Annotated in this window: 21 protein-coding genes; 5 read left to right on the forward strand and 16 right to left on the reverse strand. The window is 61.6% G+C overall.

Features of this window, described 5'->3' with window-relative positions; genetic code table 11:
* Positions 1–33 precede the first annotated feature (33 nt).
* The gene (locus tag M3T53_RS02040; protein WP_334540172.1) at positions 34–801 is read right to left on the reverse strand and encodes a substrate-binding domain-containing protein; all 768 of its coding nucleotides are present in this window, start codon (positions 799–801) and stop codon (positions 34–36) included.
* Positions 802–1,074, reverse strand: coding sequence for a hypothetical protein (locus M3T53_RS02045; protein ID WP_272432773.1), 273 nt, complete (start codon positions 1,072–1,074; stop codon positions 802–804).
* A 355-nt stretch (positions 1,075–1,429) separates the two neighbouring features.
* Here M3T53_RS02045 and M3T53_RS02050 point away from each other — a divergent pair, with 355 nt between their 5' ends.
* On the forward strand, positions 1,430–2,185 hold the full coding sequence (locus tag M3T53_RS02050) for a DeoR/GlpR family DNA-binding transcription regulator (protein WP_272432875.1): 756 nt from the start codon (positions 1,430–1,432) through the stop codon (positions 2,183–2,185).
* Positions 2,186–2,321: 136 nt separating this feature from the next.
* On the opposite strand, the gene M3T53_RS02055 is transcribed toward M3T53_RS02050, so the two are convergent.
* The 7 genes from M3T53_RS02055 to xylA form a co-directional block, all read right to left on the reverse strand.
* A complete protein-coding gene (locus M3T53_RS02055) occupies positions 2,322–3,266 on the reverse strand; it encodes a transketolase family protein (protein ID WP_272432774.1) in 945 nt (314 codons plus the stop codon).
* Entirely contained in the window at positions 3,263–4,102 is an 840-nt protein-coding gene (locus M3T53_RS02060; protein ID WP_272432775.1) for a transketolase, read from the reverse strand. Before M3T53_RS02060 ends, M3T53_RS02055 begins: the two co-directional genes overlap by 4 nt.
* 19 nt (positions 4,103–4,121) lie before the next feature.
* The gene (locus tag M3T53_RS02065; protein ID WP_272432776.1) at positions 4,122–5,120 is read right to left on the reverse strand and encodes an ABC transporter permease; all 999 of its coding nucleotides are present in this window, start codon (positions 5,118–5,120) and stop codon (positions 4,122–4,124) included.
* Positions 5,120–6,604, reverse strand: coding sequence for a sugar ABC transporter ATP-binding protein (locus M3T53_RS02070; protein ID WP_272432777.1), 1,485 nt, complete (start codon positions 6,602–6,604; stop codon positions 5,120–5,122). The genes M3T53_RS02065 and M3T53_RS02070 overlap by 1 nt, the downstream gene beginning before the upstream one ends.
* An 81-nt stretch (positions 6,605–6,685) precedes the next feature.
* The gene (locus tag M3T53_RS02075) at positions 6,686–7,672 is read right to left on the reverse strand and encodes a sugar ABC transporter substrate-binding protein (RefSeq protein ID WP_272432778.1); all 987 of its coding nucleotides are present in this window, start codon (positions 7,670–7,672) and stop codon (positions 6,686–6,688) included.
* A 53-nt stretch (positions 7,673–7,725) separates the two neighbouring features.
* Positions 7,726–9,108 (reverse strand): xylulokinase, encoded by a 1,383-nt coding sequence (xylB, locus tag M3T53_RS02080; RefSeq protein WP_272432779.1) that lies wholly within the window; start codon positions 9,106–9,108, stop codon positions 7,726–7,728.
* Between the two features lie 78 nt (positions 9,109–9,186).
* The gene (gene xylA, locus M3T53_RS02085) at positions 9,187–10,536 is read right to left on the reverse strand and encodes a xylose isomerase (protein ID WP_272432781.1); all 1,350 of its coding nucleotides are present in this window, start codon (positions 10,534–10,536) and stop codon (positions 9,187–9,189) included.
* Positions 10,537–10,615: 79 nt separating this feature from the next.
* Here xylA and M3T53_RS02090 point away from each other — a divergent pair, with 79 nt between their 5' ends.
* Together M3T53_RS02090 and M3T53_RS02095 are read left to right on the forward strand one after the other, a co-directional pair.
* Complete coding sequence (locus M3T53_RS02090; protein ID WP_272432782.1) at positions 10,616–11,869, forward strand: ROK family transcriptional regulator; 1,254 nt, start codon at positions 10,616–10,618, stop codon at positions 11,867–11,869.
* Positions 11,870–11,952: 83 nt separating this feature from the next.
* The gene (locus M3T53_RS02095; protein ID WP_272432783.1) at positions 11,953–13,005 is read left to right on the forward strand and encodes a LacI family DNA-binding transcriptional regulator; all 1,053 of its coding nucleotides are present in this window, start codon (positions 11,953–11,955) and stop codon (positions 13,003–13,005) included.
* Positions 13,006–13,113: 108 nt separating this feature from the next.
* Here the strand turns inward: M3T53_RS02095 and M3T53_RS02100 are convergent, their stop codons facing one another.
* From M3T53_RS02100 to M3T53_RS02130, 7 genes are all read right to left on the reverse strand, one after another.
* Positions 13,114–13,677: an RpiB/LacA/LacB family sugar-phosphate isomerase gene (locus M3T53_RS02100; protein WP_272432784.1), complete on the reverse strand. Its 564-nt coding sequence runs from the start codon at positions 13,675–13,677 to the stop codon at positions 13,114–13,116.
* Entirely contained in the window at positions 13,677–14,726 is a 1,050-nt protein-coding gene (locus tag M3T53_RS02105; protein ID WP_272432785.1) for an ABC transporter permease, read from the reverse strand. Before M3T53_RS02105 ends, M3T53_RS02100 begins: the two co-directional genes overlap by 1 nt.
* A gap of 23 nt (positions 14,727–14,749) precedes the next feature.
* Entirely contained in the window at positions 14,750–15,760 is a 1,011-nt protein-coding gene (locus M3T53_RS02110) for an ABC transporter permease (protein ID WP_272432786.1), read from the reverse strand.
* Position 15,761: 1 nt separating this feature from the next.
* Positions 15,762–17,273, reverse strand: coding sequence for a sugar ABC transporter ATP-binding protein (locus M3T53_RS02115; RefSeq protein ID WP_272432787.1), 1,512 nt, complete (start codon positions 17,271–17,273; stop codon positions 15,762–15,764).
* A gap of 106 nt (positions 17,274–17,379) precedes the next feature.
* Positions 17,380–18,423: an autoinducer 2 ABC transporter substrate-binding protein gene (locus M3T53_RS02120; protein WP_272432788.1), complete on the reverse strand. Its 1,044-nt coding sequence runs from the start codon at positions 18,421–18,423 to the stop codon at positions 17,380–17,382.
* A gap of 479 nt (positions 18,424–18,902) precedes the next feature.
* Positions 18,903–19,697 (reverse strand): MerR family transcriptional regulator, encoded by a 795-nt coding sequence (locus M3T53_RS02125; RefSeq protein WP_272432789.1) that lies wholly within the window; start codon positions 19,695–19,697, stop codon positions 18,903–18,905.
* 524 nt (positions 19,698–20,221) lie between these two features.
* Positions 20,222–21,442 carry an ROK family transcriptional regulator gene (locus M3T53_RS02130; RefSeq protein ID WP_272432790.1) on the reverse strand — a complete coding sequence of 407 codons (1,221 nt, stop codon included), beginning with the start codon at positions 21,440–21,442 and terminating at the stop codon, positions 20,222–20,224.
* A gap of 274 nt (positions 21,443–21,716) precedes the next feature.
* On the opposite strand from M3T53_RS02130, the gene M3T53_RS02135 reads away from it, so the two are divergent.
* Positions 21,717–22,706 carry a substrate-binding domain-containing protein gene (locus tag M3T53_RS02135; protein ID WP_272432791.1) on the forward strand — a complete coding sequence of 330 codons (990 nt, stop codon included), beginning with the start codon at positions 21,717–21,719 and terminating at the stop codon, positions 22,704–22,706.
* A 62-nt stretch (positions 22,707–22,768) separates the two neighbouring features.
* Positions 22,769–24,325 (forward strand): sugar ABC transporter ATP-binding protein, encoded by a 1,557-nt coding sequence (locus M3T53_RS02140; RefSeq protein ID WP_272432792.1) that lies wholly within the window; start codon positions 22,769–22,771, stop codon positions 24,323–24,325.
* Positions 24,326–24,330 lie beyond the last annotated feature (5 nt).

A 24,330-nucleotide genomic window follows, 5' to 3' on the forward strand; every position in this document is an offset into this window, starting at 1 on the left:
GGCTCACGCCCGCGACCGCCCCAAACGCCGTTGTCAGAAGTCGTACTTCTTGGCCTGCTCGGCGTCAGCGGCGATGGCGGCATCGCCGACCCAGACGTTGTCGTAGCCGTCGAGCTTCGTGAGCGAGGTGTACCCCTCAATACCAAGATCGGTGCCGTCGGTGATCTCGCCGCCCTCGGAGAGGATCTTGGCGATCTGGAGCTGCGCCTTGCCCGCCAGCGCCGGGTCCCAGAAGAAGATCTTGTCGATGGAGCCGGTCGCGAGGTACTTCGCAGAAGCAGATGGGATGGAGGTCCCCATAACGCACACGTCGTTCTCCAGCCCAGCCTCTTCGATGGCGCGGGCGATTCCCGGGACATCATTGCCAGCGGAGCCCTGGAACGCTTTGATATCGGGGTACTTCCCGAGGACTTCCTTCGCCTTTTCGTAAGCGGCCGTCTCGTTGTCGGTCGACTCGATGGGGGTCTCGACCCGTTCCATGTTCGGGAAGTTCTTCTGCTGGTAGTCATAGGCGGCCTCGACCCACTCCATGTGTGTCTTGGCGGTCAGTCCCCCGACGAACTGGACGTACTTGCCCTCACCACCGGTGCATTCGCCGATGTTCTTCATGATGTCCTCGCCGTAGGAGGCGTTATCGAAGGCCTCGATGTCGACGTCGACGTTCTGGATGCCCGTGGCCTCATGGGAGACGACCTTGATCCCTTGGGCCCTGGCCTGCTCGAGAACCGCTGACAGGGCCTCTGGCGAGTTTGGGACGACGGTGATCGCAGCGGGCTTTTGCGCGATGAGATCCTGGATGATCTAGATCTGCTTCTCGGGGCTAACGTCGTCGCCGCCCTCGGTTCGGGTGTCGAAGCCGTTGTCCCGGCCCCATTCGACGACGCCGACGTCCATGCGGTCGAACCAGGCGATCCCCTTGACCTTGACGACGGTCACCATCGTCTTGTCCTCGATCTGGCCGCCGGTGCTGGTAGAGGATTGCGAGGTCGTCGTCCCGCCGACTGAGCTGCATGCCGTCATCGCGAGCATCGACGAGGCCGCCAGGGCCGCGACCGCGGTCTTCGTGATCTTCATTCCGTCACTCCTTCGTGAATCAGGACAGGACGTGCATTGATCCGACCACCTCCTGCGGTGAGCCGTGCAACATGCGCCAATCCACGTCGTGCTCAGAAAGAGTAGCCCGACAGCGCTTGTTTTTGCGCGGGTATTTTGCGCGATATCGCGCAATTTGCATGTTTAAGGCTTATTTCCAAGTTGATACGCTCTCAAACAAGCAAAACAGTGCCGCAGGAACATATCTGGCGACGGGGATGCCCAAGATCGGGCATCTACGTGAAAACACTGACCCGCCACTGAGCCCCAGCGATGATAGGTGACGGGCACACTGAAAGCGCAGGGGGTCGCCCTGCCGCCCACATGCAAGATCGGAGTGCCGTCTTTGAAACGCCGTGACGAGATCGTCGCAATGGTGCACGAGTCGGGGTTTGAAACCGTCGCCTCGCTGGCCAAGAAACTCGATGTCAATGTTTCGACGATCCGTCGAGATCTCGGACGACTCGCCGATCACGGACTGCTCCGACGAACGCATGGTGGTGCGATCCCGCCAGAGCCCCAGGCTCCCCGATTAGCCGATATCGCGCATCTACGAGAGAAGCAGGCCATCGGGCCGGCCATGGCCGAACGGATCCTCGAAGAGCAGACGGTGTTCCTGGATTCGGGAACGACATGCGTCGAAGTCGCCAGGAGCCTCACCCAGCGCAGGGTCACCGTCGTCACTCACGACCTGGTGGTCGCCGCAGAGATCATCAAGAAGCCCTCGCTCAACCTCATCATGATCGGCGGGGAGCTCCTGCCCAACAGGACTCACGTCTGGGGCCCCACTGCCATCGATCAGCTCAACCAGATCCGCGTCAATGTCGCGATCTTCGGAACCTCATCCGTCATGGCCGACGGGATCTACGGGAACAGCGGGTACTCCCTGGAGCTTCAGCGAAAAGTCCGCTCGATCGCGACGAATGCCTTCTTCGTCGCCGACTCAACAAAATTCGGACGCGAGGCGATGTACAAGATCCTCGGCATCGAGGACTTCACGGCCGGGATCACGGATTCCCTCCTGAGCCCGATCACCGCCGCCTCCTACCCCATCCCCCTGATCCGGGCTGAAGTTATGCAGCATGATCGTTAAAAAGAATTTGAGCCCATCGGAGAAGGCGGATGTTGGAGATCATCAGCAAAATCCAACATCCGCCCCTCCTCTTGCATGGGTAATACATTCTCTCTTGATTTTTGCTAGCACAAATCGACCGATGCTCCAGCTAGCATTACAGAGAAAGGAGACCCTTCAGCTCGTCAATCAAACGAGCATCTGTCAATCCATACATCTCCAAGAGATCATCAGCGCTACCAGAATGACCAAACTGGTCGTTGACACCCACTCGCCTAAACCTGCAGGCGATATCTGATTCCGCAAGAACTTCTGCAACAGCCCCGCCGAGTCCGCCAATAATATTGTGCTCTTCTGCAGTAAGAATTACTCCAGTCTCACGAGCCGCCATCAGGATCGATTCTCGATCAATCGGTTTAATCGTATGCATATCGAGAACTCGAACACTGATCCCACTTCCAGCAAGATGATTAGCTGCAGCTAGTGAAGGCTGAACCATGAGGCCACAAGCAATAATTGTTGCATCACAGCCCTCACGCAGGAGACTAGCTTTACCGAGCTCAAATCGATAATCCGCCACGTCGTCAACTGCTGGAGCAACAGCAGAGCGTCCAAGCCGGAGATAGGCCGGGCCCTCCAATTCTGCGAGCGCCCTGGTCGCAAGTCGCGTTTCCGTCGCATCACAGGGAACAACTACAGTCATTCCCGGAATAGTCCTCATGAGAGAAATATCCTCAATGCATTGATGCGTAGCACCATCTTCGCCGACCGATAGACCTGCATGAGTGCCAACTACTTTGACATTGAGCCTAGGGTATGCTACAGAATTTCGAATCTGCTCATAAGCGCGACCAGCAGAAAACATCGCAAATGAATTCACAAAAGGGATAAGTCCACAGGCTGCCATTCCCGCACCGATACCAACCATATTCGCTTCAGCGATTCCAACGTTAAAAAATCGCTCTGGGAATTTTTCTGCAAAATACATCGTCATCGTGCAGATTGAGAGATCCGCATCGAGCACAGTGATCAAGGGATTTTCCGCACCGAGCGCTTCAAGCTCGCGACCGTAGGCAACACGCGTTGCGATAACTTCGCTCATTGCATTTTCTCCATCTCTTCGATGCGATTGCTGATCTCAGTCTTTGCTCTCATAAACTGTTCATCCGAAGGAGTGGAACCATGCCATTTGACATCATTCTCCATAAATGAAACACCTTTGCCCTTGACAGTATTTGCAATAATGCAAGTTGGAGCAGAGCGATAGCTGAATGCGTCGACAAAAGCCTTCCTTATGGAAGGAATATCATGCCCATCGATATTAATGACATTCCATCCAAAGGAACGGAATTTTGAATCTATTTCGCCAATTCCCGAAACTTCTTCGACTGTTCCATCGATCTGAAGATGATTGAAATCGACTATCGCGATAAGACTATCTAAGCCGAAGTGGGCGGCAGTCCTTGCTGCTTCCCAAATCTGCCCCTCGCCGAGCTCACCATCACCCAAGATGCAGAACGTGTGAAAATCATCATCCTTCAAACGACCAGCGATCGCCATACCCACTGCGGCAGACAGGCCCTGGCCCAGTGAGCCAGTAGACATGTCAACACCAGCGACTTCTCTCATTTCTGCATGACCAGACAGGTGCCCCTCTGCCTTACGATATCCCGCCAAGTCATCAGCGTTAAGAAAACCCTTAATTGCAAGAGCAGAGTAAAGGGCTGGAGTACAGTGTCCTTTCGAAAGAACTAGACGATCTCTTTTTTCCCACTGCGGTTCATCTACTCTAACACGCATTGTTTCAGCATAAAGAACCGCGAGCACGTCAGAGATGGATAATGAGCCACCGAGATGGCCTGATTTAGCCGAATCAACGAGTTCAACCAAAGCCAATCGAAGGCGCTCAGCCCATAGCTTCAATTCAATACTCTCCACGAAAACTATTCCCTTCAGATCAGAATCCCGAGCGAACCGCTCCACCGTTTTTTCGCATGTCAAAATATACTGCAGCAATAATGATGATACCTTTAATGACGTATTGCCAGAATGAATTAACATGCATCAAATTAAGCCCATTAGAAATCATTCCGATAATCAAAACGCCAATGAAGACTCCGCCAGGCCTTCCAACGCCACCGTACATCGAGGTCCCCCCGATAACAGCAGCTGCAATTGCGTCAGTTTCATATCCAATTCCAGCAGTCGGCTGTCCAGATGACATACGTGCAGCAAGGACAACACCAGCAAAAGCGGCAAGAGTTCCTGATACTCCCCAGACAAAAACTTTCACCCGATTGATATTGATTCCACAGAAACGCGCCGCTAGCGGATTTCCTCCGATCGCGTAGATATCTCGCCCCAGCTGCGTTCGCTTAAGGAGTAGGTACAGCAGGAGGAAGAGAATGATCATGTAAATCGCTGGTAGTGGGATCGGACCCAGCATTCCGTTGCCAATCATGGAGAAGGAGTCATTAGAGACTGTTACCGGTTTTCCATCAGCTAGAAGATAAGCAGAACCACGGCAGATCGACTGCATTGCGAGAGTGACCACAAACGGATGGATTCCAGTTCCTGCAACAATTAAACCATTCAACACCCCAACGACAATACCGATAATTGTGCCTATTGCCACGGCAATAGCTATCGGCATGTTGTAATTCGCCATTGCGAGAACTGTGACGACACCTGAAACTGCAACGAGGGCTCCACAGGTTAGATCAATGCCTGCCAGCATAATCGAAAGCATGACGCCGATTGCCAGAATTCCATTTGTGGATACGGCTCGCAGAAGATTCAATCCGTTCGTGACCGTAAGAAAATTATCGGCAACGAGCGAAAGAGTCAAAAACAGTACTGAAAAACCAATCAAGAGACCAGTATTTTCTTTAAAGAATCTCTTTGCTCCACCTATCAACAGAGGAGAAAAGTCTCTTTTATTTTCCGAGATCGCCATCAACCAATCGCCGCCTTAAGAATCTCATCCGAATCAAATTCGGATTCCTCAAACATCTTCGTAATTCCGCCATCGCGCATAACGATTAGCCGATCAGACATTCCCATAACTTCATTCAACTCCGAAGAGATCAAAATGATTGCAAGCCCTTCTGAAGCAAGCCTATCGATAGCGCTGTAGATCTCAGACTTCGCACCAACGTCGATTCCACGCGTGGGTTCATCAAGAATCAATATCTCTGGAGATGTTGCAAGCCATCGGCCAAGGAGAACCTTCTGCTGGTTCCCTCCTGAAAGCGTGCTGATGATGACATCCAAATTTGCCGTTTTAACCGAAAGTTGATCAACACACTCTTGAGCGATTCTTTCTTCAGCATCTCTGTCATACTTGAAGTATTTTAGAAATGTATTCACCAAAGGAAGAGTCGCATTGAATCTAACATCATTCGAAAGAAAAAGACCCTCAGTCTTTCTATTCTCAGGAACGTACGCAACATTCTGTTTCTGCATATTGGTGAGGGAAGGATGCGAAATCACCGTCTTGTCGACTGTAACGATTCCACTGATACCGGGAGTGAGTCCAAGAATCGACTGGAAAAGTTCTGAACGACCGGCACCAATGAGTCCGTAGAACCCAAGTATTTCTCCGGCATGGACATCGAAACTAACGGATGGAGTCTCAGGGCTTCGGATATAGTCTTTAATCTTAAGCTTCACAGGCCCAGGGGTTCGAAGAGAGTGAGTGTAATAGTTTTCTACTTCTCTCCCAACCATCAGTCGAACAAGCTCAGCTTCGGTCGTTTCCGCTGAGGGAACAGTCCCAACTGTCTTTCCATCACGCATGACAACTACGCGATCTGTAAGAGAAAATATCTCGTCCATTTTATGCGAGATATATACAATTCCCATGCCTCGGGCTTTCAAGTCATTTATGACTTTGAAAAGTTTCTTGACTTCAGATTCAGAAAGAGAGGAAGTCGGCTCATCGAATACAAATACTTTTGCATTCAACGAGAGGGACTTCGTAATCTCAATCATCTGCTGCTGCCCGTTGGACAAAGTCGATAGGAGCCTCTCCGGATCAACATCTATTCCAACGCGATCCAGATAATCTCTTGCCTCTTCATTCATTCTACTTTGACTTATGAGCCCAAAACTATTTCGAAGCTGCCGACCCAAGAATATGTTTTCTCCAACGGTCAGATATGGCTCAAGGGCGAGTTCCTGATGAACGAAAGCGATTCCCAGCTCTGTCGCATCCGTAACACTCTGAATAGTTACTTCCTGATCATCGATTTTGATAACTCCTTCATCTGGGGAAATAATACCTCCCAAGACGTTCATCAAAGTCGATTTTCCCGCTCCGTTTTCACCGAGTAGTCCAACAATCTCACCAGGACTAACAAACAGATCCACGCCATCAAGCGCCCGAACACCGGGAAAACTCTTCGTTACCCCCACCATCTCGACGAGATAGCCGGCCATGCGGAAATCTCCTTTCCGTTTTGCTGATAATGTGATGCCCGGCGGTTCGCTTTACTGCACGTACCGCCGGGCCCCAACAGATCACTGCCAGCCGTCAGTTCCGTACTGATTGACGTTGTCGCCTGTGATAAGCATCGTGTCGACCACGATATTCTTTTCAGGAGACTCGCCCTTCACTAACTGAAGAGCAGCCTTCGCAGCTTCTTTGCCAATCGTGGCCGGGGATTGAGCTCCAGTCCCAGTCATCTTACCGGACTTAATCGCTGACTTACCATCGGGACTTCCGTCAACACCATAAACAAGAATCCCTTCAAGTTCAGGATGCGCTGCAAGACCCTGGATCGCGCCGAGTCCCATCGGGTCATTGACACCAAAGAATGCCTTGACGTCGGGGTCAGACTGCAAAATGTCTTCTGTGAGGGTTAGAGCCGTTGCAACTTCGCCCTTACCATCAAGCTCCTGAACAATATCAAAGTAGTCTCCGACTGCTGCTTTGAATCCCTCAAGACGATCGATACATGCTTGACCTGCGGGACAATGTAGTACAGCGACTTTTGACCCTTGCGGCAAGCGATCCTTCATATCTTCGCCAACAAGTCGTCCCGCTTTGACATTGTCAGAGGCGACAATCGTATTAACCAAATCTTGATCAACGACTGGCGTATCAATATTAACAACGGGGATTCCTGCAGTTTTCGCCGCCTCAAGAGCAGGCTTGACTCCAGTCGTGTCATATGGCGCCAAAATGATGACATCAACACCGGCTGAGATAAGATCTCCCACCATATCGTTCATCTTTGACTGATCCGCCTGCGGATCGACAGTTTGGATACTTGCCGCGTCGCCGATCTCCTCATTGACTCCATCAAGAATTGCTTGCCAGAATGGATTGTTCATGGTGGTCGGAACATAACCAATCTTGATGGCCGAATCTGAGTTTCCAGCAGATGTCGTTGTTTCTCCTGAGGAGGCGGTATCGCTCGGACCTGACGAGCAGCCGACGAGGCCACTCATGGATATCATTCCAACGGCAACAATTGCCGCCAGTTTAGTTGCGATCGATCGCATTTCGGCTCCTTTGCCATCGTAGACGCACAACGTGTCCGTCTAGTCTGCCTGAGTTATTTCTCAGAGTTTTTGTTTTCTGGGTTGTCAAGAATTAGTACCCGTGCGGCCTGCTTGGCCGCGCCGAGGGCCACGTACTCTCCGGCCTCGGGCAGTTCGACGGCGGCGTCGAGGCGCTGAGCCGCGAGGGCCTGGACGGCGGCGGATTTCGCTCCTCCCCCGACGAGGAGGACCCTGTCGAGGGGGACTCCGAGGGCGCGCATCGCGTCGAGGGCGTAGCGCATGAGGTCGAGGAGACCCTCGACGGTGGCGCGGGCGACGTGGGCGCGGTCGGAGTTGGCCAGGGTCATTCCGCGCAGTTCGGCGGTGGCGCCGGGCAGGTTGGGTGTGCGCTCGCCCTCGAAGTAGGGGACGAGGGTCAGGCCGCCGGCGTCGTCGACGGACAGGGCGTGCTCGTCGAACTGCCGGTAGTCCAAGCCGGTGACCCGCATCATCGCGTCGATGATCCGCGAGGCGTTGAGCGTGCAGGCCAGCGGCAGCCAGTTCCCGGTGGCGTCGGCGAACCCGGTGACGAGGCCGGTGGGGTCGGCGACCGGTGCGGAGGAGACGGCTGCGACGACGCCGGAAGTTCCCAGGGAGAGCAGAGCGGATCCGGGTTCGAGGCCGACGCCGAGGGCGGCGGCCGCGTTGTCCCCGGCGCCGGGGCCGATGAGGATGTCGCCCCACCCGCGGGCGGGGTCGCCGCGGCCGACGGTCTCCCAGGGGCCGGCGATGCGCGGCAGGACGATCCTGTCGGCGTCGGCCTCGTCGATGCGCAGGGCGGCGGCGAGGATGTCGCGACGGTAGGAGGGGGTGTCGCGCGCCATGTAGCCGGTGCCGGAGGCGTCGGAGCGGTCGGTGGCCAGCGCCTCGAGGCCGGGGGCGCCCATGATCCGCCACGTCAGGTAGTCGTGGGGCAGGCAGATGGCGGCGATGCGGGCGGCGTTGTCGGGCTCGTTGTCGGCGACCCAGCGCAGCTTGGTGACGGTGAGGGAGGCGACGGGCACGGACCCGGTGGCCTCGGCCCACCAGGCGGCCCCTTCGGAGCCCGCGGTGTCGAGCCCGTCCGCCCCTCGTTCTGCGATGAGGTCGCGCGCGGCGCTGGCCGAGCGGGTGTCGTTCCACAGGAGGGCGGGGCGGATGACTCGCCCCTCCTCGTCGAGGAGGACCATGCCGTGCTGCTGGCCGCCGACCGACAGGGCGGCGACGTCATCGAGGCCGCCGGCCTGGTCGAGGGCCTGCTCGAAGGCGCCCCACCAGGCCTGAGGGTCGACTTCGGTGCCGTCGGGATGGGGGGCCTTGCCCTGGCGGACGACGGTCCCGGTCGCGGGGTCGTAGATGACGACCTTGCAGGACTGGGTGGAGGTGTCGACGCCGGCGACGTAGGGACGTGTGTTCATGGGGATCCAAACTTCTTCGTTCGGTTACCGAGTGGGGTCGTCGTGGAATCTGCACTGGCCTCCACGACGACCCGTCAGTCAGGCGCGGCCGAGGGTGTCGACGATGTAGTTGTTGATCGTCGCCTTGACGCACTCGAGGTGATCGGACGTCGTCGCCGCGACGAGGTCCGCCTGCGGGATGTCGAGCGAGTGCTCCTCCAACGAGGCCAGGGTCGCGGTGCCGTCCTCGATCGACGCGCCGATCCCGGAGCCGAAGGACGAGTAGCGGTCGGCCAGGAGGTCCTCGATGTAGCCGTCCTCGTGCATCCGGGCCGCGACGAGCAGGCCCGCCGCGTAGGAGTCCATGCCGACGATGTGGGCGCGGAACAAGTCCTCGGCGGTGAAAGAGGTGCGTCGGGGCTTGGCGTCGAAGTTCAGGCCGCCGTGCGGGCCGATCGAGCCCTCCGCGAGGACCTCCCACATGACCGCGGTCGTCTCGTACAGGTCCGAGGGGAACTCGTCGAGGTCCCACCCCAGGAGCTTGTCGCCCTGGTTGGCATCGAGCGAGCCGAGCATGCCGGCCGCGCGGGCGACGCGGATCTCGTGCTGGTAGGTGTGACCGGCGAGGTTCGCGTGGTTGCCCTCGAGATTGAGCTTGAACTTGTCCGCCAGGTCGTAGGACTGGAGGAACGCGATCGAGGTCGCCGCGTCGTAGTCGTACTGGTGGCTCGTCGGCTCCTTGGGCTTGGGCTCGAGCATGAACTGAGCGTCCAGCCCGATCTCCTGGGCGTAGTCGACGCACATGTGGAAGAAGCGGGCGATGTGGTCCTGCTCGCGCTTGAGATCCGTGTTCCACAAGTTCTCGTACCCCTCGCGGCCTCCCCAGAACACGTAGTTCTCGGCGCCGAGCCTCTTGGCGATCTCGAGGGAGTGCTTGACCTGCCCGGCTGCGTAGGAGTAGATCTCGGCGAAGGGAGAGGTCGCCGCTCCGGAGACGAAGCGGCGGTTGGTGAACAGGCTCGACGTGTTCCACAGGAGCTTGACGCCGGTGGCCTTCTGCGCCTCCTCGATCCGGTCGACGACCTTGTCGAGCATCGCGTTGGTCTCGCGCAGGGTGTCGCCCTCCGGGGCGATGTCGCGGTCGTGGAAGCAGAAGTAGTCGACGCCGAGCGTGGTGTAGAAGTCGAAGGAGTAGTCGATCTTCGCCAGGGCGCGGTCCATCGGATCGGAGTAGGAGTCGAAGGGGCGCGAGGCCGTCCCCTCGCCGAAGGGGTCGACGAGGCGCTGCTCGAAGGTGTGCCAGTAGGCGACGCCGAAGCGCAGCCACTCCCTCATCGTCTTGCCGGCGACGACCCGGTCGGCGTCGTAGTAGCGGAATCCGAGTCCCTGTCGGAGCGACTCTGTTCCGACGTAGGGGATCTTCTCGATGTTCCAGAGATTCTCAGCCATGGGTACCTCTCGAAAGATCAACATTAATCTCTTGTTTCGAAACAAAACATAGTATAAGAAGTGCACTACAGTCAAGGGCATGCGTGCACTAGTTCGCCGACACGACTCCGTCTCCCAGCGCTCCCCGATCCGACCCGCCGAGCGCACGCTCGCCGGCGTCAAGGCGCAGAGCCTGCGCGCAATGAACCTCTCCCTCGCCCTGCGCCACATCCTCGCCCACCCCGGCGAGATCTCCAGGTCCGGGATCTCCCAGGCCACCGGCATCACCCGCGCCACCGTCTCGCGCCTCGTCGACGAACTCATCGGCGCCGACCTCGTCATCGAAACCGACCCGCCCGCCGGCGCGCGAGGGCGCCCCGCCAACCGCCTCGTCCCCGCCCCCGGCAGCGCCGTCGCCCTCGGACTCGAAATCAACATCTCCCAGATCAGCGCCCTCCTCGTCGACCTCACCGGCGCCGAGATCGCCTCGGCCCGCATCGACGACGACTTCGCCGGCTCCGCCCCCGACGAGGTCGTCACCCGGCTAGCAGCCCTCGCCCACGACCTCGTCGCCGACGCACTGCCCCCCGGAGCCCTCTTCCTCGGCTCCGCCCTCGCCCTGCCCGGCCTCGTCGCGCCCAACGCCCTGACCCTCGCCCCCAACCTCGGCTGGCGCGACATCCCCTTCGACTCCCTCCTCGCTCCCCTCGCCGAGCTCTCCCCCGCGATCGTCGCCAACGAAGCCGACTTCGCCGCCTTCGCCGTCGCCAATCCCCTGCCGGGCGTCCCCTCGGGCCCCGCCTCCTTCATCTACGTCTCCGGCGAGGTCGGCATCGGCGCCGGCATCATGGTCGACCACCGCCCCCTGAGCGGAGCGCGCGGATGGTCCGGCGAGATCGGGCACATCTGCGCCGACCCCGCCGGCCCCGTCTGCTCATGCGGCGCCACCGGCTGCCTCGAGGCCTACCTCGGCCTGCGCGCCCTCGCGCGCAGATCCGGACTCGACCGGGCCGCCTCCCTCGACGACATCCGCGCGGCCGCCGAACGCGGGGACGAGCCGGTCCTCGCCGCGCTCACCGAGGGCGGGGCCGCCCTGGGCAGGGCGCTGGCCGCCGTCATCAACTCCGTCGACATCCCCCTCGTCCTCCTCGGCGGGATCGTCGGCGAACTCGGCGAATGGCTCATCGAACCGGCCCGCGAGGAGATCTCCCAGCGCGTCCTCCAGTCCGCCTGGTCGAGCCCCCGCATCGAGTTCCTCCCAGACTCGCGCAATCTCACCGCCCGCGGCGCCGCCCACCGCATCCTCCAGCGCCTCGTCGACGACCCCGCCGCATGGACCGGGCAGCACCGCTAACACCCCGAAGACACCGCGATGACACCGCCGGCCAGTGCCCGGGACTCAGGGCCCGGACGGGCGATTCTCGATAGAATCCGGCCATGAGCAGCGACGAGAGGACCCGGCCGCGACTGGTCGACGTCGCCCGCGAGGCCGGCGTGTCCGTCTCCACCGCCTCACGCGCCCTGGGGCGCGGCTCCGACCTGATCCGCGTCGACACCCGCGACCACGTCCGCGAGGTCGCCCGCCGCCTCGGCTACCGCGTCAACCCCGTCGCCCGTTCCCTCCGCCTGGCTCAGACCGGCCAGATCGGCATGGTCGTCCCCTCGATCTCCAACCCGTTCTTCATGGAGCTCGTCGTCCAGGTCGAGCACGCGCTGGCCGAGCGCGGCATGTCCCTGCTCCTGTGCGACTCCCGCATGTCCGTGTCGAACGAGGACTACGTCCTGCGCGGATTCGAATCCGGGGCCGTCGACGGCCTCATCATCGTCCCCTGCCACGAGATCTATTCGACGCCCGCCGTCGAGCGCACCAGCGGCCTCGTCCCCACCGTCCAGCTCGACCGCGCCGCCCGCCTGCCGGGACTGCCGATGGTCGGCGTCGACGACCGGCACGGGATCCGCCTCGTCCTCGACCACCTGCGCGCACGCGGCGCCCGGCGCCTCGCAATGCTGTCGAACACCGGGTCGGACGTGTCCTCGGTGACGCGCGTCGAGGAGGCGAGGACCGCGGCCGCCGACTTCGGGATGCGGCTGGACGACGCGGACGTCATCGAGTGCAGCTTCTCGGTGGACTCGGCGAGGTCGGCGATCGCCTCCCTGATGTCGCGCGGGGATCACTGGGACGCCGTCGTCTGCCTCAACGACCTCATCGCCATCGGCGCGATCACGGAGCTGCGCAGCCGCGGACTGCGCATCCCCGAGGACGTCATGGTCACCGGCTTCGACGACATCCAGTTCGCCCAGCTCATGCGCCCGTCGATCACGACGCTGCGCCAACCGGTCGCCCGGATCGCCCGGCGCGGCGTCGACCTCCTCCTGGCCGCCCAGGACCCGGCCGGGCGCTCCCACCGACCGGGCCCCGCTGTCGAGGGCCAAGGGACGAGGATCGTCGTCCCCGGCGAGCTCGTCGTCCGCGAATCGACCGGCCCCTGAGGCCGCGCGGCCGCCCGAGCAGAGCCGCCGCGATTGACCGGACGGGACCCCGATCGACCGCGGCGGCCGGCCCCTCGGCCCGGGAGGCCCTCGGGGCGAGGTCGGGCCTCAGTACGCCAGCCCCTTCGGCTGCTCGGCGAGCACCGCGAACTGGGGGTCGACGACCTCGAACCCGTTGGCCCTGTAGGCCGCGTAATCGAAGGCCTCGCACTCGTCGTAGCCGATGCGGTGGTAGGCGTAGAAGCCGTCCCAGTCCTCGTAGCCCGAGCCCAGCTCCGATTCGAGGAAGGCGTCGGCCATCGCCATCGCCGTCCGGGGGGCCACGTAGAAGGCCCCCATCGCCAGGAGATTCGCGTTATTGGCGGCGGATGCGCGCCGCGCCGACGCGACGGTCTCGCAGACGGCCGCGTGGACGTGGGGCACCTTCGACGCCGCGATGTGGATCCCCATGCCCGTGCCGCAGAATGCCAGGGCCCGTTCGAACTCCCCCTCGGCGATCCTCGCGCCCAGGGCGAAGCCCACCCGGTGGTACATCGGGCACTCGTCGATGTCGGGCGTCAGGTCGTGAACGGTCCACCCGCGCTCCTCCAGGTGGGCCTTGACGGCCTCCTTGAGCGGGAACCCGGCGAAGTCGGCGCCGACGACGACGTGCTTGGATCGAACGGTCTTCATCAGTTGTCCTTCCTTCCGGCGCGAAGCCCCGCGAAGGGGTTCTTGCCCTTGAGTTCGTTGGCGCAGATCACGGTCAGGAGCACCGCTCCCCAGATCAGCGGCCGGTAGAAGTTGGAGATGTCGGGGAACATGTTGAGCCCGGAGGACAGGACCTGGAGCATGAGGATCGCCAGGATCACGCCGGACAGGCGCCCCCGTCCGCCGTTGGGGTTGACGCCGCCGAGGACGACGATGAGGACGGTCAGCAGCGTGTAGCTCGCCCCGTAGTCGGCCTTCGCCGAGTTGTAGTTCGCGAGCATGACGAGGCCGGCGATGGCGGCCATGACGCCCGAGAGCATGTAGGTGCGCATGAGGAGGCTGGTGATGCCCATACCGGAGAAGCGGGCTGCGGTCTCGTTCGTCCCGAGCATGAGGATCTTCGTGCCGAACCCGGTCACCGAGAGGATCAGCCCGGCGACGAGGGCGCACACGGCGAAGACGAGGAGCGGCATCGGGACGAGGCCGCCGATCTTGGCGGCGAAGACGGCCCCGTAGGCGTCGGGGACGCCGGACACGGGCTTTCCGCCCGTCAGGACGATGGCGACGCCGCCGAAGAGCTCGAGGGTGCCCAGGGTCGCCAGGATCGGGGGGATCCTCAGCTTGGCGATGAGGAACCCGTTGACGGCACCGCACACGGCGCCGACCGCGAGCGCGATGGCCAGGGCCAGTCCGGCGGCGGTCAGCATTGAGCCGGCCGTGGTCTCGCCGGTCAGGAGGGCGCGCAGGGCCAGGGCCGTGCAGATCGACGACACGTTGGCGATGGCGACGACCGACAGGTCGATGCCGGCGGCGAACATCGTGAACATGACGCCCAGGGACATCAGGCCGAATTCGGGGAACTGGACGGCCATCGACTGCCAGGTCCTCAGGGAGAAGAACGGGCCGGTCCGGACGATGGCGAAGAAGACGAGCAGGAGGACGAGCATGACGACGAGGCGCGTGAGGTAGGGGTCCTTGGCGCCGATGCTCGTCAGGCCGATCCTGCGTCGGGGGGCGGGTGCTGTGGTCATGGTGGGTTCTCCTCTCATGCCGCTCATGCCGCCGTCGCCCGGCGCCCTCGCGAGCGCGCGACCTGGACGGCTGAGACTCCGGTGCCGACGATGATCAGCAGGCCGAGGGCGAACCCCTGCCAGAAGGTGGGGATGCCGGTGAGGATCATCGAGTTCTGGACGATGACGATCAGGAGGGTCCCGAGCATGACGCCGGTGAGGGACCCGGTTCCCCCGGTGATCGCGGTGCCGCCGAGGACGACCGCGGCGATGACCATCATCTCCATGCCGAGCAGGTTCGTCGGGTGCATCTGCCCCATCGAGCAGGTGCGGACCATGCCGGCCATGGCGGCGATGACGCCGACGACGACGTAGAGCCAGAACTTCGTCTGGCGGACCTTGAAGCCGGCGCGCGAGGCGGCGGCCTCGTCCCCGCCCAGGGCGAAGACGCCGCGCCCGAACATCGTGCGCTGCTCGACGAGGTAGACGACGGCGACGACGGCGACGAGCAGGAGGAAGGACACGGGCATCATCGACTGGAGCCCCGACGCGGGGTTGGTGACGACGAAGAGGCTCGACGAGCCGAAGGCGGACATGGAGTCGGGCAGGTCGGTGATCTGCACGGATTTGAGGGCCCCCTGCATGACGCCGCTGAACACGTTGGCGGTGCCGAGGGTGATGATGAGCGTGGGCACGGTGACCCAGCAGGTGAACATCCCGTTGAACGCGCCGAGGAGCGCGCCGATCCCCATGGCGATGGCGAAGGGGATGAGGACCGTGCCCTCCCATCCGGCGTCGACGAGCATCCGGGTGGTCGCGTAGACGGCGAGGGAGGCCAGTGCCGGGAAGGACACGTCGATGCCTCCGGAGACGAGGACGAGGTGGGCGGCGACGGCGAACAGCCCGGGGACGACCATGGCGTTGGCGAGGTCGACGAGGTTGTTGGCGGTGAAGAACTGGCCGGATCGGGCCTGGATGATGAGGGCCAGTGCGAGGATGACGAGAAACACCCAGAACTCGTTGGCCTTGAGCAGCCTCTGCTTGATCGCCTCCATGTCAGGCGGCTCCTTCCGTGACGGCGTCCTTGGCGACGAGGGCGGCCAGTTCGGCCTCGGACGTGGTGGCGGGGTCGATCGATTCGCGCAGGCGGCCGCCGCGCATGATGAGGACGGACGAGCAGTTCGTCAGGACCTCGGCGATGTCGTCGGAGATGATGACGATCCCCATGCCGCGGGCCGCCAGCGACCGCAGGATCTGGTGGATCGTGCTCTTCGAGCCGATGTCGACGCCGACGGTGGGCCCGTTGAGGATGAGGACGTCGGGCTCGGTGGCGAGCCATTTGGCGAGGACGACCTTCTGCTGGTTGCCGCCCGACAGGGTGGACACGGCGTTGTCGGGGTCGGGGGTGGCGACGTGCAGGTCCTCGACCCAGCGCTTCTCCTCGGCGGCGATGGCGGTCTTGTCGAGGACCCCGCAGGCCCGGGCGAAGTCGGCCATCTCGGCGATGACGATGTTCTCGCCGATGGAGCGCGAGAGGAAGAGTCCCTCGGTGAGCCGGTCCTCGGGGACGTAGGCGATGCCGGCGTCGATGGCGCTGCGGATCGAGTCGAGTCTGACGTCGCGCCCCTTGACGCGGATGGTGCCGGAGTCGGTCCTCATGGCGCCGAAGAGGGCGAGGGCGAGTTCGGTGCGCCCGGACCCGAGGAGCCCGGTGATCCCGAGGATCTCGCCGCCGCGCAGGGAGAATCCGACGTCCTCGAAGGCCCCGTCCATGGTCAGTCCCTCGACGTCGAGGACGGGCTCGTCGGTGAGGTCGCCGGGTTCGAAGCGGGTCTCGTCGATCTCCTTGCCGGTCATGTAGGCGGCGAAGCTGCGTCGGTCGAGGTCGTCGCGGTCGCAGGTGATGATGTGCTCGCCCGAGCGCAGGATGGTGAAGCGCTCGCAGATCTCGAAGACCTCTTCGAGCTTGTGGGAGACGAAGAGGATGGAGATCCCGCGGGCCTTGAGGTCGAGGATGATCGTGAAGAGGGCGTTGACCTCCCGCTTGGTCAGGGCGGTGGTCGGCTCGTCCATGATGATGAGCTTGGCGTCGGACATCAGGGCCCGGCTGATGGCGACGAGCTGCTTGTCGGCGACGGACAGGTCGGCGACTTTGGCGTCGAGGTCGACGTCGAATCCGATCTTGGCGACGGCCTCGGCGGCGATGGCCCGGAGGCGCTTGCGGTTGACGAGGCGGCGGCCGGCGGCGACTTCGCTGGTCAGTGCCAGGTTCTCGGCGACGGAGAGGTTGGGGAAGACGGAGAAGTCCTGGTAGATCACCTGGATCCCGGCGTCGATCGCCTCGAGGGGGGTCATGCGCTCCCAGGTGCGCTCGCCGATGGTGATCGTCCCGCTGTCGGGGGCGTGGACGCCGGAGATCACCTTGATGAGGGTGGATTTGCCGCATCCGTTCTCGCCCGCGAGGCAGTGGATCTCGCCCGGGGCGATGTCGAGGCTGATGTTGGTCAGGGCGTGGACGCCCTCGAAGGATTTGCTGATCTGTTTGACGGAGATCAAGGGGGTTTCCATCGGAGGTTCCTTTCGGGCCGACGGGGCGCCGACGGGCGACGCGCAGGTGAGGGGGCAGGGCGAGGGGGCGGCGGCGGGAGGGCCGATGACCTCCCGCCGCCGAGGATTAGAAGCCGAAGTCGGCGACGTTGTCCTTGGTGATCTGGATCCAGCCGTTGCCCTCGAGGACCTTGTCCGATCCTTCGGAGAAGTGCATGTCCTCGTATCCGGCGACGCCCAGGTTGACGCCGTCGGCGATCTTCTCGCCGTTGAGGATCTTCGTGGCCAGGGAGGCCATGGCGTATCCGGCGTCGGCGGGGTCCCACAGGGTCAGCGCGGCGACGAGGTCTTTTTCGAGGATCTCCTTGTTCGCCTCGGGCATGCCGGTGCCGGCGGTGAAGACCTTGCCTTTGAGGCCGAGTTCGTCGATGGCGCGGGCGACGCCGGGGGCGTCGAAGGAGGAGGTGCCGAGGATGCCCTTGATCTCCGGGTATTTCTTGAGGACCTCCTTGGCGACCTGGTAGGAGGTCTCGCCGTTGTCCTGGGATTCGACGCGCGGCTCGGCCTCGAGCAGCGTCATGTTCGGGTACTTCTCCTTCTGGCGGGCGACGGCGCCGTCGGCCCATTCGTTGTGGGAGGCGTTGGTGACGTGGCCGACCATGGTCGTGTAGACGCCTTCCTCGCCCATGGCGGTGGCGAGGTTGTCCATGATGAAGGCGCCGTAGGCGGCGTTGTTGAACGCCTCGATGTCGTACATCGTGTTCTCCTGCGAGGCGCCCTCGTGGGTGACGACGACGATGCCGGCGTCCATGGCCTCCTTGAGGACGGGCTCGATGGCGCCCGGGTCGACGGGGACGACGCAGATGGCGTCGACGTTCTGGGCGATGAGGTCTTGGATGACCTGGGCCTGCATCGTCGCGTCGGTTTCGGCCGGGCCCTTCTGGAAGACGTTGAGCCCGGTCTCCTCGGCGTACTTCTTGACGCCGGTCTCCATGCGGACGAACCAGGGGTTGGTGGCGTCCTTGGGGACAACGGCGATGGTGTAGTCGGAGTCGGTGCTCGTGCCGGAGGCGGGGTCGGCGGTGCCGGCACCGGTGCCGCCGGAGCATGCGGCGAGTGCGAAGGCCGACGTGAGAACGATTGCACTAGTGATTGCACTGCGTGACTTCATGGTGTCTCCTTGTCTGATTCCATCGGCTCTGATGGGGATCGATCGCCCTCGGTCGTCGAGAGCCGTTCGTCAGCGCTCCCGTCCCGGAACCGCAGCCGGGGCGCGCAGAACCCCGGCTGAGCGACGCCGGTGCGAGCGGACGAACATGGACACTGTACGAGGGGTGAACGTCAACCCACTGCGATCTCCCAAAGATCGTTGTGCAATCGTTATCACTCTGGTGATTCCAGGCTTCGCGCGCTCTTCGACGATGACTGCGCTCATCGGGTCCGTGCCCGGCACACCACGAGCATCGCCCCTCCCTCCCCCTGCCCCAAGGGACGCTGCGCACGTCCCCCTTACCCAACACGGCCCCTTGAGAGCCCCCCGCATCCGGATCGCGGCCCCTCAACCGGCCTGCCCGGCCACTACCGCTAGTTTTTCTTCCCCGTTTTGGGTCGCATCTCCGCCTTTCGGGTGAGCGCAGGACTATTCCGCGTTCATGCCCAGTCCGGATTCTCCAGGTCGACGCCGTTCGCTTCGGCGACATGCGCAATCGCATCGGCCAACCATTGGGCCAGGCCTTCTTGCTGGTTGTCGTAGTAGCTCTTGAACCGCTCGTCGCCGATGTAGCAGCGTGAAATCAAGTAGTGCTTCGCATGGGTAACCGGGAAGAACTGACTGAGCGCTTCGCGATGCGCATGTACGAGTGCAGCAGCCTCTTCGCTTTCGATTTGCACACCGTTGCGCAGGGCCTCGACCAGGCGCTCGTCTATTGCTTCGAACCGCCGCTTGCTGGCCGCCCAGTCATGCGATTCCCAACTCGATGTGCGTCGTCGGCTGATCTCCCAATCGTCCGTATCGCCGTAAAGGCCTTCGGCTTCTGCCCGATGCTCGGCGAACATGGCATCACCGATGATCTCGCCGATCTGGTCGAGGTCGAGTTTCTCGTCACTCATTTCTTTCTCCAATAACGTGTCAATGGCCCGCACCATCTCAGAAATATGGGACTGTTGGTCGATGAGGATCTCGCGTTGCCGACGCAGATGGTCAATACTTGACGAGCCATCGGCGAGCAGCTGTTTGATTTCCGCCAACCTCATTCCAGTGGCACGGTAAATCAGTATTTGCTGGATCCTCTCGACGTCTTCTGGCGTATAGAGCCGGTAGTTCGACCAGCTCCGATCGGTGGGGGTCACGAGGCCCTGACTCTCCCAGTGATGCAAGGCGCGCACCGTGACATTCAAGGTCTCCGCCACCTCCCCAACCGTGTAGAGGGTTTCTTCCGTATTCATGGATTCCATCGTTCCGCCTGACGTTACGTCAGAGTCAAGCAAGCCCCTCAAGCCCCGCACCGGCCCGGGCCGCGCCGGAATCGGCACAGGGCAGGGCCCTTTTCTCCGGCGGTTTCACCCGATTCCGATATCTCCCACGAGCTGATAGACGACCGCCCCTTATCACTCGTCGCCACGAGGAGAACTCATGGGCCCTGACAGGCAAGGACCGCTCCGCCATCAGGATGCGTTGGGTGGGGTGATTGCAGTCATGATTAGCGAGGGCGGGGGCTGATCGTGGTCCGATAGGCGCGGGAGGCGGTGTCGGCGCGCATCGCGGCGCCTCGCCGAGACTGGAACGGGGTGACGCAGCGGTCGACGCGGTCCCATCAGCCGCGACAAGAAGACGGCAGGTCGACATTCTCCGGTCGGGAGCATCGAGAATGACGCGTCCCGCTCGTCTTCCGCATGACCCTGCGCGAAGAACCATCGCCCCTCTGGGATTCTCGATACGAGGCCGTTGATCTCGTCCCCGGATGCGATCATCAGTCGGACGAACGCCCGGACCCCATCATGTCAACCTCTCCGGCCAGAAGAGAAGCGAGCCCCTCCTCCGCAGCGCCGATGAGGCAGGCATGCTCGCCCAGCGCCGAAGAGACAATCGTGAACCCTTCAAGGAGGGGGAACGAGCACTGACGCCGGACGAGGGTCTGCATATGGCCAGGATCGGCCTCATACACCGAAGCGACGAATCCGTTGAGCACCATCACCTCGGGATTGAGCATGCTGATCGTGTTCGCGATGACCATGCTCAGCACCTCCGCCTGCCGTTCGGCGACATCCCTGATCTCCGGGGTCGGCCCCTCGTAGATCGACATACGGATCGCGTCATCCGTTGCCGAGGGGACCCCCATCGCTTTGAGGAGACTGCGGCGATTGACCTCATCATTGACCGTCCGCGCAGTGATCCGACCACGGACGCCGTGGGGCGGGCCGATGACGGAGTCGCCGATTTGAGAAGCGTATCCTCGAGCGCCTCGAATCGGCTGCCCGTCCTGAAGAATCGCGGACACGATCCCATCGTCCACGCCCTCGATGTAGACCACGCTCCGCCTGCCCCTGGCGATGCCGAACCGGCTCTCGGCGAGCGCCGCGGCCCCTGCGCGATTGACGACATGGGGACGCCTCCCGAAGCACTCCGACAGCTCTTCGCGGACATCCACGTCCTCCCACCCGAGTTTCGCCGCGTATCGGATCGATTGATCGTCCGTGGAGATCAAGCCATCCAGACAGAGGACGTACTCGACAATCCGGACATCCTCGCGATCGAGAGAGAAGACCGAAACACTCGAGAGGACATAGGACTTGACCTGCTGAATCGTCGGGGGAGCCTTGAGGATGACCTTTCTCTCTCGCAGCACTCTCCCACCGAGCCCGACTATGGCGAAGACGATAGATCGGACATCCACGCTGACGACGCCGACCGCCACCGCGGAATTCGGCTGAAGGACCGCGCCCGGACGCCCTCGGCCCCTCCTGGCGGTTTTCTCAGGGATCGAACTGACGATGAGGTCGCGGTTAACAAGCTCGCTCACCAGCGCGCTGATCGTGGATCGGTTCAAGCCAGTCAGAGGAGACAGCGCCGCACGGGATATCGACCCCGCGTAGTGGACATGGCGCAGCACGGCTGAAAGGTTGTTCCGACGAACAGCCTCGAAGCTCATCCCGCTCGGCGCCGGCGTCTGGAGCCCATTGACATGGTCCATCACAACCCTTGTCTACCAGATCCCCGTCTGGATCCGCTCATCTCAGCTCTTTCTCCGTCGATCCGGATCCTCCTTCACCCCGCTGATCCGATCAGCTCGGTCGAAACACAACCGCAACATGGCGACGATACGCCCCTCTCTTGACGAATCTCCCCCAATGTCACATATTTGTGTTGGTCGCAACAAAATGCGATTCATCAGTCTTTCAAAGGAGAACGACATGAGATCTTCGCGCGTCACGTCTTACATTGGAGCGACCGCAGCAATATCGGCGATGCTCCTCACCGCATGCGGCTCCACCACCACGCCGATGTCCTCGTCGGAGTCCACTGCCGATGGCGGCTACACGATCGTCACCGTCTCGAAGGTCGAGGGCATTCCGTGGTTCGAACGGATGAATGAAGGAGTCGAGCAGTTCGACGACGACAACGGATCGGCAGAAGCGCGACAGACCGGCCCGTCAACCGGGGACTCGGCGCAGCAGATCCAGATCGTCCAAGACCTTATCGCGCAAGACATCGATGCCCTAGTCGTCGTCCCCAACGACCCCCAGAGCATCGCCCCTATCCTCAAGCAGGCGCGCGATAAGGGAATCGTGGTCATCACCCACGAGGCCCCGACCCTCGCCGGAACCGACAGCGTCGACTACGACCTCGAAGCATTCGACAATACCGAGTTCGGCGAGCAAATGTATGAAGCCCTCGCGAAGTCCATGGGCGGCAAGGGCACGTACGCGACGATGGTCGCCTCGCTGACGAACGAGACCCACATGGCGTGGTACGAAGCCGGCACGAAGTACCTCCAGGAGAACTATCCGCAGATGCTCGCCGTCACCGACTCCCCGTACGAGGACAACAACGACGATGCCACTGCCCAATCCAAGGCCCTGGAAATCATCAAGGCCTATCCAGACCTTGGCGGCTTCGCCGGCATGTCCGTTTCGGCGGGGTCGAACTTCGCCGCCGCGATCAAGGACAAGAATCTCACGAGCATCACCGTCTCGACGCTGTCCGTCCCCTCCATCTCGGACTCCTACCTCGCGGACGGATGGATGGACAACGCCCAGGGCTGGGACCCGATGGCCGCCGGCTATGCCGCGAACTCCCTCGCCCTCAAGGTCCTTCAGGGCGAGAAGATCGAAAGCGGAATCGATCTCGGTGCCGACGGGTTCGCTGACTCGACCGTCAGCGACAAGCTCGTCACCGGAAGCGGGATCGTGACCTTCAGCGCGGATTCGAATTCTTCCGGGAAATACCCGTACTGAGTCCGAGGGTGCGGGTCGGCACCCCCCACTGCCGACCCGCACCATATTGAATCGAGCACGACATGGAAAACACCCCACCCCTGCTTCGAGCCGAGGGGATCACCAAGCTCTTCTCCACCACGAAGGCCCTGAAGAACGTCGACTTCGAGATCGAAGCCGGAAGAATCGTCTGCCTCGCCGGGGAGAATGGCTGTGGCAAGTCAACCCTCGTCAAAGTAATCAGCGGAGTCCACTCTCCCGATGAGGGGAGGATCTCCATAGCGGGAACTCCCCTCCCACATGGTCGTCCCATCTGCGCCATCGACGCGGGTATTCACGTCATTTTCCAGGACCTTGCGCTCTTCGATCACCTGTCGGTGGAGGAGAACATCGCATTCAGCAGAATCCTCTCATCGAAAAGCCGATTGATCCGTCGTCACGAAATCCGCGAGATCGCTCAGGAGCAACTCGACCGCATCGGCGTGGTCCTCGATCCGACGGCCAGAGTCTCGTCCCTCTCGGTTGCGAACAAGCAGGTCGTCGCCATTTGCAGGGCTCTCAGCATGGACGCAAAAGTGCTCTTCATGGACGAGCCCACCGCCGCGCTCACATCGACTGAAGTCGATCGGCTCCTGTCGATCGTCCTCGACCTCAAACGCGAAGGGCTCTCGATCGTCTTCATCAGTCATAAACTCGACGAGGTCTTCAAGATCGCCGACACCATCACCATTCTGCGCGACGGCGTCAAAATCGGCGATTTCCCGGCCGAGCAGCTCGACGCCGATACCCTTGTCCATCACATGACGGGACGGCACGTCGCCCACGGATGCTACACACGCAGCCTCCCCGACGCATCCCCCCTCCTGAAAACCGAGCGCCTCACGCGGAACGGGCACTACGCCGATATCAACATCGAGATTCAGCCCGGCGACATCCTGGGAGTCACAGGGCTGCTCGGGTCGGGAAGAACCGAACTCGCGCTGTCCCTCTTCGGGCTGAATCCACCCAGTTCCGGCACGATCCTCATTGATGGGCGTCCCGTGGACATCAAGAATCCTTGGACCGCCCTTGAGCTCGGAATCGCCCTGCTCCCCGAAGACAGGAAGAGCGAAGGCCTTTTTCTAAGGAAATCCATCGAAACGAATCTCACGTCCTCCGCCCTCGATTCAGTTCTCACACGCTGCCGGAACATCTCCCACTACCTCGAGCGCTCCTTGTCGGAGTCCCTCGTCAACGCGGTCAACGTCAATAACCGCGACGTTGAGACTCCAGTCGGTGCCCTATCGGGAGGAAACCAGCAGAAGGTCGTCATCGGGAAGTGGATGGCCTCGCGACCCAAGGTCCTGATACTCGACAGCCCGACCGTGGGCATCGACATCGGGGCGAAGGAAGAGATCTACGAATCCATCAAGTCTCTCGCCAACGACGGCATGGGGGTGCTCGTCATCTCCGATGAGGCTGAAGAGATCTCCACGGTGTGCAACAAAGTGCTCGTCATGCATGAGGGATCGGTCGTCGAGACATTCAACGAGGACGACATGAGTGCAGCCACTTTCACAGACCGCCTCATTCGGGTCGTCGCGAATCCTCCGAGCAGGGAAGCCAAGAGTACCGAAGACCCTGAACAGCAGGACAGATAGGGGAG

Source organism: Actinomyces sp. B33 (genome assembly GCF_028437565.1).
Lineage (GTDB): Bacteria > Actinomycetota > Actinomycetes > Actinomycetales > Actinomycetaceae > Pauljensenia.

Bases quoted from the DNA above. Each gene is read 5' to 3' on its own strand.
- M3T53_RS02045 (WP_272432773.1), bottom strand. From the start codon at position 1,074: ATGAAGATCACGAAGACCGCGGTCGCGGCCCTGGCGGCCTCGTCGATG.
- M3T53_RS02055 (WP_272432774.1), bottom strand. From the start codon at position 3,266: ATGAGCGAAGTTATCGCAACGCGTGTTGCCTACGGTCGCGAGCTTGAA.
- M3T53_RS02065 (WP_272432776.1), bottom strand. From the start codon at position 5,120: ATGGCGATCTCGGAAAATAAAAGAGACTTTTCTCCTCTGTTGATAGGT.
- M3T53_RS02070 (WP_272432777.1), bottom strand. From the start codon at position 6,604: ATGGCCGGCTATCTCGTCGAGATGGTGGGGGTAACGAAGAGTTTTCCC.
- M3T53_RS02075 (WP_272432778.1), bottom strand. From the start codon at position 7,672: ATGCGATCGATCGCAACTAAACTGGCGGCAATTGTTGCCGTTGGAATG.
- xylB (WP_272432779.1), bottom strand. From the start codon at position 9,108: ATGAACACACGTCCCTACGTCGCCGGCGTCGACACCTCCACCCAGTCC.
- xylA (WP_272432781.1), bottom strand. From the start codon at position 10,536: ATGGCTGAGAATCTCTGGAACATCGAGAAGATCCCCTACGTCGGAACA.
- M3T53_RS02090 (WP_272432782.1), top strand. From the start codon at position 10,616: ATGCGTGCACTAGTTCGCCGACACGACTCCGTCTCCCAGCGCTCCCCG.
- M3T53_RS02095 (WP_272432783.1), top strand. From the start codon at position 11,953: ATGAGCAGCGACGAGAGGACCCGGCCGCGACTGGTCGACGTCGCCCGC.
- M3T53_RS02100 (WP_272432784.1), bottom strand. From the start codon at position 13,677: ATGAAGACCGTTCGATCCAAGCACGTCGTCGTCGGCGCCGACTTCGCC.
- M3T53_RS02105 (WP_272432785.1), bottom strand. From the start codon at position 14,726: ATGACCACAGCACCCGCCCCCCGACGCAGGATCGGCCTGACGAGCATC.
- M3T53_RS02110 (WP_272432786.1), bottom strand. From the start codon at position 15,760: ATGGAGGCGATCAAGCAGAGGCTGCTCAAGGCCAACGAGTTCTGGGTG.
- M3T53_RS02115 (WP_272432787.1), bottom strand. From the start codon at position 17,273: ATGGAAACCCCCTTGATCTCCGTCAAACAGATCAGCAAATCCTTCGAG.
- M3T53_RS02120 (WP_272432788.1), bottom strand. From the start codon at position 18,423: ATGAAGTCACGCAGTGCAATCACTAGTGCAATCGTTCTCACGTCGGCC.
- M3T53_RS02125 (WP_272432789.1), bottom strand. From the start codon at position 19,697: ATGAATACGGAAGAAACCCTCTACACGGTTGGGGAGGTGGCGGAGACC.
- M3T53_RS02130 (WP_272432790.1), bottom strand. From the start codon at position 21,442: ATGGACCATGTCAATGGGCTCCAGACGCCGGCGCCGAGCGGGATGAGC.
- M3T53_RS02135 (WP_272432791.1), top strand. From the start codon at position 21,717: ATGCTCCTCACCGCATGCGGCTCCACCACCACGCCGATGTCCTCGTCG.
- M3T53_RS02140 (WP_272432792.1), top strand. From the start codon at position 22,769: ATGGAAAACACCCCACCCCTGCTTCGAGCCGAGGGGATCACCAAGCTC.